This window comes from Vibrio sp. 10N.261.55.F4, from assembly GCF_041470465.1.
GTDB lineage: Bacteria > Pseudomonadota > Gammaproteobacteria > Enterobacterales > Vibrionaceae > Vibrio > Vibrio crassostreae_C.
The window spans coordinates 73,494-80,667 of sequence record NZ_JBFRMM010000053.1 but is presented as its reverse complement, the minus strand read 5'-3'; the positions used below and the strand labels follow the sequence as shown (position 1 = coordinate 80,667).

General features: G+C 44.3%; 5 protein-coding genes. 3 read left to right on the top strand and 2 right to left on the bottom strand.

Annotated features, from left to right (window positions below; translation table 11 throughout):
* The first annotated feature begins 288 nt into the window (after positions 1-288).
* Positions 289-696 carry a SulA-like leucine-rich domain-containing protein gene (locus AB4249_RS21545; protein ID WP_017055178.1) on the top strand — a complete coding sequence of 136 codons (408 nt, stop codon included), beginning with the start codon at positions 289-291 and terminating at the stop codon, positions 694-696.
* Positions 697-1,007: 311 nt separating this feature from the next.
* The gene (locus tag AB4249_RS21540; RefSeq protein WP_017055177.1) at positions 1,008-2,111 is read left to right on the top strand and encodes a phosphoribosylaminoimidazolesuccinocarboxamide synthase; all 1,104 of its coding nucleotides are present in this window, start codon (positions 1,008-1,010) and stop codon (positions 2,109-2,111) included.
* A 173-nt stretch (positions 2,112-2,284) separates the two neighbouring features.
* Here AB4249_RS21540 and AB4249_RS21535 read toward each other — a convergent pair whose 3' ends face one another.
* Together AB4249_RS21535 and AB4249_RS21530 are read right to left on the bottom strand one after the other, a co-directional pair.
* Complete coding sequence (locus tag AB4249_RS21535) at positions 2,285-2,662, bottom strand: hypothetical protein (RefSeq protein WP_017059766.1); 378 nt, start codon at positions 2,660-2,662, stop codon at positions 2,285-2,287.
* Positions 2,663-2,865: 203 nt separating this feature from the next.
* Positions 2,866-5,244: a helicase-related protein gene (locus AB4249_RS21530; protein ID WP_372104744.1), complete on the bottom strand. Its 2,379-nt coding sequence runs from the start codon at positions 5,242-5,244 to the stop codon at positions 2,866-2,868.
* 183 nt (positions 5,245-5,427) lie between these two features.
* On the opposite strand from AB4249_RS21530, the gene AB4249_RS21525 reads away from it, so the two are divergent.
* Positions 5,428-7,116 carry an NAD-dependent malic enzyme gene (locus AB4249_RS21525; RefSeq protein WP_017059764.1) on the top strand — a complete coding sequence of 563 codons (1,689 nt, stop codon included), beginning with the start codon at positions 5,428-5,430 and terminating at the stop codon, positions 7,114-7,116.
* The last annotated feature ends 58 nt before the right edge of the window (positions 7,117-7,174 follow it).

Here is a 7,174-nt window from a genome sequence, read left to right as displayed (position 1 = left end):
TTCTTTCTTCTTTCTTCTTTGTTCTTTGTTCTCTCTTCTATACAGGTATATACAGTACTTTTCTGCAAAAACCAGTGTATACACCTGTATAAAGCTCACATTTATTCAACTTATGATACAAAACAGCAGATTCATTCAAATTTAATTTATCGAATACTTTCAATGATTTAATCATTTACCATCCATAACCTCAGACGAAATCGTCCAATAATCCCGCAAAAAACGCTTGATCTTATAAGTAACTAAAACTACTGTATACACATACAGCATGTATATAAGGACAGCAAAATGATTCAAGCACACGTTAAAGCACAACACTCTAGCCCGCTAGTTCACTGCGCATTTACATCAGTTTCTCGTAAAAGCAAAAATTCAAACGAGGAAGCGTTGTTTGCAAGAATGGCGTTGCTGTCCAATCAACATCAGTGGTTACTGTTTACGGCTCAAACACCAAGACCATCGGCTAAGCAGCTTAAGCAACATAATGTTTGCTGCGACCGCGTTATTCATATGAAAGCCTCTCATCAAATGACTGAGGTAGAGACTGTCGAGAAAGCAATCCGCTCTAAGAATGCGAGCGCGATTGTTGCAAGTGCATCGATTGATCAGTTCAGCCAACAGTACCTAAGAACATTAGGGTTACGCTTTCAATGTGAAGTCTTCTTTATGGATGCAAATTCAGAGCGTATTCACTAAGCCACCTTGCTTAATAACATGTTGGCTCAAAAACATGGTCCACAAACATAGCTTAATCTTTTAGCTAACAAACTTAATTTAACTTAAGAAACAATTCGCCAAAACACAGTCCAAACATACTGCCTTCCCCTGCCCTACAATTCGCCCATTTTTTAGCGGATTGTTAGGCGGGGGTTTTTATTTAAACAACAGATTTAGCAATCGTTTGCTTTTTCTCTGGAAGCAAATAGTAGATTGGGTATAATGCCCGTCTAATCATGTGCACACCGCACTTCTCTGTATGACGTTTGATAAAAGATAGGAATGTCTAAATGAGCCTTGCTGATCAAGTTCTTGCCGTAAATGATGACCTACCAATCCGTACTGACAAACCTGTCCACAGTGGCAAGGTTCGCTCAGTCTACTGGTTAACTGAAGAAGATAGCCAACGACTAATTAAAGAGAAAGGCTACGATGTAGCACCAGATGCGCCTTTAGCAATCATGGTGATCAGTGACCGTATCTCTGCATTTGATTGTATCTGGCGTGGTGAAGGGAATCTTAAAGGTGTTCCAGGTAAGGGAGCGGCTCTGAATGCTATCTCTAACCACTGGTTCAAATTGTTTAAAGACAACGGACTTGCTGACAGTCATATTCTTGATATCCCTCACCCGTTCGTATGGATTGTACAAAAAGCTCGCCCAGTCATGATCGAAGCGATTTGTCGTCAATACATCACTGGTTCAATGTGGCGTGCATACGCAAACGGCGAACGTGAATTCTGTGGTATCGAGATGCCTGAAGGCCTTGAGAAAGACAAGAAGTTGCCTGAGCTACTGATCACGCCTTCAACAAAAGGGATTCTGAAAGGTATTCCTGGCGTTCCAGAAGCTGACGATGTGAACATCACACGCAACAACATCGAAGATAACTTCGCAGCATTCAACTTTACTCAAGCAAGCGACATCGCGCATTACGAAAAACTTCTTAAAGAAGGCTTCAACGTAATCAGCCAAGCGCTAGCAAAAGTAGACCAAACCTTTGTTGATACCAAATTTGAGTTTGGCTACGTCAACGATGCTCAAGGCAAAGAAAAGCTTATCTACATGGACGAAGTCGGTACTCCAGATTCATCTCGCATTTGGGATACTCAGGAATATAACAACGGCAACATCGTTGAGAATTCAAAAGAAGGCTTCCGTCAGTTCTTGCTTAACTACTTCCCTGATGCCGACATTCTTTTGAATAAAGAGCGTATGCCAGAACGTGAAGCATTGGCTCGTGACAATGAACTTCCACTGGATTCTCTAATGTCTCTGTCTCGCACTTACCTTGATATCGCAGCGAAAATCACAGGTGCGGAGATCGTACTGAGCGAAAATCCTAAGCAAGAGATCATCGATGTACTGCGCGCTGACTATGGTCTAATCGACTAGTCGCTTAATTGCTAATTGCTAATTGCTTAATCGCTTAATCTCAAAATAAAAAGCTCGAAAGCTAATAAGCTCGTAGACTCAAGTTTTAGAGACTAAAAGGGCCTCAATATTTGAGGCCCTTTTTACGTGTACGTTTTTACTATTCCTCGAGAGAGATTATAGGCGAGCTGAAGTTACAGCTTAATCGTGAACTCTTCTCCAGAATTACCCGCAATCACTAAATGACTGCGCGATTCAATATACTCGATCTGCTCTTCTTCAAGTGAATATGGCATCACCACTTTGAGCTCATTGATCCCTTCCAGCTTAGCGAGCTTGAGTAAGGTAACAATGTTCGACTCATCACTTTTACGCGTCGACATTGATTTCAATGCCATCTGCCATAAACGATCCTCTGGGGTGCCCAACTCTTTAATGCTATCTCGCCAGACGGTACTGAACACTGGCGCAATTGTGGTGAGTGCTTCCAGAAAAGTCCATTTTTTACTGCATGAGGCGCCAAGAAATGTTGTGTAATCGAACTCTACACGCGTCTCTTCCTGTTTATCCATGATGTCCCCCGACACTTTGGCAACACAATATACTCAATATCTATCAACTCTTTCTTTATAGCAATAGGATATAGAAGAATAGTCTTTTATGACCTTTTGATTGGTTAAAAAGGAATATAAAAATCAAACTTGTAACAAAATAAGCACTGAAAAATCATATATGCATCTATTTGATTAATATTTTAGAGATAAAACTTATCCATCTATTTGATATCAATTATTCGACTCGCTTTTTTGAACTGAATACGCCAACCAGACCATGTCGGTAGCTCCCAACGTTTTGGCGATAACTTTCGGCTACCCGACTGATAATGGACGTAAATCAGCTTTCTTGCGGGCAAGTATTCAACATCGAGTTGCAAGTCGGCAAGGCTCAATGCAAACGGGTATTTTTCCGAAAATTCTGAGTAGAGCCAAGTTGGAATGCCATCGAACGGTATGTCTGCATGATCGAACATTTCCAATTCGCTGACATCAGTAACACCTAGTACTTCAAGCTGCTCTATAAACCATAGCTCAAAGTTAATGTTCTCAATTTCTGGTGTGTATTTAGTTTGTTCATCGAGACCAAGTTTCACATACAACTGCCAGTGTTTGATTTCTTGAGTGCGAGCCTTTGCAAAACCGGGAAGCTGCTCTCCATTTAACACAAGGTCGACGATAGGTTTTAACGATAGTTGCCCTTCAGCGGCGACGAGTTTGGTTGTAATCGTGCGGCCTGCGTACACCAATGCCATCTCGGTAAAAACACCATCATCATTCACAACGGTTTCGCCTTGCTCCCACTCTCCTAGTTCAGCATCAATGAGAAGCTCAAGAGGAATGGGTGTCGTGACCGTCGCTAAGGTCAGTGTTTGCTTAACGCCTCTTCCCGGCACGCTGTGAGTATCCAACACCAACATCGCTTGTGCATTATCAGGGAAACGGTTCTGACGACCGAGCACCACTTCTAAAACACCATTGGCAAAGGCTTCTTTCCTTTTCAGTCGGCGCACAAACACTAGTTCAGGATGCAGATTCACAATGGTCTTGAGCAATTCAATGCGTTGGAAACGTGACGCGACTTCTAGCTGAGGAAGTTCAAATACCTCCCGCATTTGCTTCGCCAATCCTTGAGCTTCATTCAGAGCCTGTTGGTCGATGTCTAAATGCGGATATTCTCGACCGCGCACAATCTGAATCAACAGGCTTAAATCACACCCTTCCTTCTCTTGTTGCGCGAGCGCTTCAAGATGTTCTGCATTGTTTGGTAACTGATACAAGCGAGCAGGAACGGACAGCGCCGCAGTGAGATCAACCATCGCCTCTTTTAATGCTTTGGTTTTGATTCGAGTAACGATATCGGCATACAAAGCATCAATCGGCAACGGATACAGCTTTTTACCATGCTCGGTAACTTGATGGTCGGCGTTAATCGCTTCCATCGTCAGCAAGGTTTGAGTTGCACTGTTGAGTGATTTCTCTGGAATAGGGTCAAGGAAGGACAAGCTCTCAAGCGGAGATCCACAACATGCTGCGGCCAACATAGGTTCAGTCAGCTCTTCACGCTGCAATTCAGGCGGTGTGACTAACTCTAACGCCGCATGTTCACCATATAGACGCACACAAACGCCGTCCATTACTCTACCCGCGCGGCCAGCTCGCTGTTTGGCACTCGCTCGTGATATGGATTTAAGCATCAGTGTGGCTCTGCCATTACGCTGAACGGTGCGTCTCTCTAATCCTGAATCTATCACCACGCCAATGTCAGGAATGGTTAATGAGGTTTCTGCAACGTTGGTCGCAAGGATGACCTTTCTCAAACCATTACCTTCAGTATGGATATTCCGACCCGATAACGCTGAATCTCGCTCTGTATCACTGACCGACGCATGCAATTTAACAACTTGGATATCTGGATTTTTCGCTAAGGCTTGTTCGCATTGCACGATCTCTTTTTTACCCGGTAGAAAAACCAACATATCGCCAGAAGAAGCGATCAACTGATGATTAACTTCTTCCACGATACGCTGCTCTAGATGTCGGATATCAGGCAGTGTTCTGGATTCATTCGCTCTGTGCTCAATCTCAACTTGATAGGTTCGCCCTTCACAGCTTATGCGATTCGCATCCAAATAATGAGCAAGGCGTTCACCCTCAATGGTTGCTGAAGTGATCACCAAACGATGGCTCGCTTTTTGTTTCAGAATCGCCACCAGCAGATCAATGTCCCAGCGCCTCTCGTGAAACTCATCCACCACGATCACATCAAAACTAGCTAATCCATCTTCTGATAACCAACGCAGCGCGATACCGGGCGTCACAAAAACAACGTTAGTTTGCTCGTTGTATTCCGACTCAAGCTTAATCGCATAGCCCACTTTGCTACCCAACTTCTCGCCTGATCGCTGCGCGAGATATTTAGCCAGTGATGTACACGCGATGCGTCTTGGCTCCACCACTAACACTCGCCCATGTTGAGAGGCCCAAAGTGGCAGGCGCGTTGATTTACCTGATCCGGTTTCCGCCTCTACGACAAGGTGAGAATTAGCGATTTGTTCGTGGAATACGTTTTGATAAGCATCGATGGGAAGTAATGACATAAAATGGCGAGTAGCGAAAAAGTGTGAGCAAAGTATAACGAATTATCGTGTTGAAATTCGATAAGTGTGGGACAGAGGTAAGAATATCATTTTGTTTGCTCAGATCGCGGAGAAACTATTTACAATTGAATAACTAAACCGTTATCATTTTTCAGTTACCCTTTCTCCCATATTAGGCATCTAATGAACAACGATAAACGCCCTCTATATATCCCTTATGCTGGTCCTGCTCTACTAAGTACACCTCTTCTAAACAAAGGCAGCGCATTCTCTGCTGAAGAGCGCAGTTCTTTCAACCTTGAAGGTTTGTTACCGGAAACAACCGAAACAATCCAAGAGCAAGTAGGACGTGCATACAAACAATATTGTAACTTCGAAAGTGATATGGATAAGCATATCTACCTTCGTAACATCCAAGACACTAATGAAACGCTTTTTTATCGTTTAGTTCAAAACCACATCTCTGAAATGATGCCTATCATTTACACGCCAACGGTTGGCGCAGCATGTGAGAACTTCTCAAATATTTACCGTCGTGGCCGTGGTCTGTTTATCTCATACCCGAACCGCGATCGTATCGATGACCTACTGAATAATGCGACAAACCACAACGTTAAAGTTATCGTGGTTACGGATGGTGAGCGTATTCTTGGTTTGGGAGACCAAGGCATCGGTGGTATGGGTATTCCAATTGGTAAGCTAGCACTTTATACAGCTTGTGGCGGTATCAGCCCAGCTTACATGCTACCAATCGTGCTCGATGTGGGTACTAACAACCCTCAACGTCTTGCTGACCCAATGTACATGGGCTGGCGTCATCCTCGTATTACGGGTGCTGACTACGATGCATTCGTTGAAGAGTTCATCCAAGCGGTTCAACGCCGTTGGCCTGATGCATTAGTTCAGTTCGAAGATTTCGCACAAAAGAACGCAATGCCACTGCTTGAGCGCTACAAAGATCGCATCTGTTGTTTCAACGATGATATCCAAGGCACAGCAGCCGTAACGGTTGGTTCTCTACTTGCAGCATGTAAAGCAGCAAACAGCAAACTTTCAGATCAACGCATCACCTTCTTAGGTGCGGGTTCTGCAGGTTGTGGTATTGCTGAAGCTATCATTGCCCAAATGGTGTCTGAAGGTATCAGCGATGCACAAGCTCGCTCTCAAGTTTACATGGTTGACCGTTGGGGTCTGCTACAAGAAGGCATGCAAAACCTGCTTGATTTCCAACAGCGTCTGGTTCAAACCAACGAAAACACCAAAGACTGGGAAAGCGATGGCACTGGTTTCTCTCTACTAGACGTAGTTCGCCACGCGAAACCAACCGTATTGGTTGGTGTGTCTGGTGCTCCAGGTCTATTCAGCAAAGAAGTCATCAAAGAGATGAACCTACACAGTGAACGCCCTATCGTGTTCCCACTGTCGAACCCAACAAGCCGTGTTGAAGCGACGCCAAACGACATTATTCGTTGGACTGATGGCCAAGCACTTGTTGCGACAGGTAGCCCATTTGAGCCAGTCGTTCACAACGGCACAACTTACCCAATCGCTCAGTGTAACAACAGCTACATCTTCCCAGGTATTGGCCTTGGTGTATTGGCTGTGAATGCTTCACGCATCACTGACGAAATGCTAATGGAATCAAGCCGTGCACTTGCTACGTGTTCTCCACTAGCAATCAATGGCACAGGTGCTCTACTTCCACCATTGGAAGAGATCCACACGGTATCTAAGAAAATTGCTCTTGCGGTAGGTAAAAAGGCGATTGAACAGGGCGTTGCTCTAGAGATCACTGAAGAAGCACTGCAACAAGCGATTGACCAGCACTTCTGGCAGCCAGTTTACCGTCGCTACAAGCGCACGGCATTCTAATAAAGCGTACTGCGCTTGGAATAAAGAGCGTTAACGACTCTTATATGAGCCTCTGCAA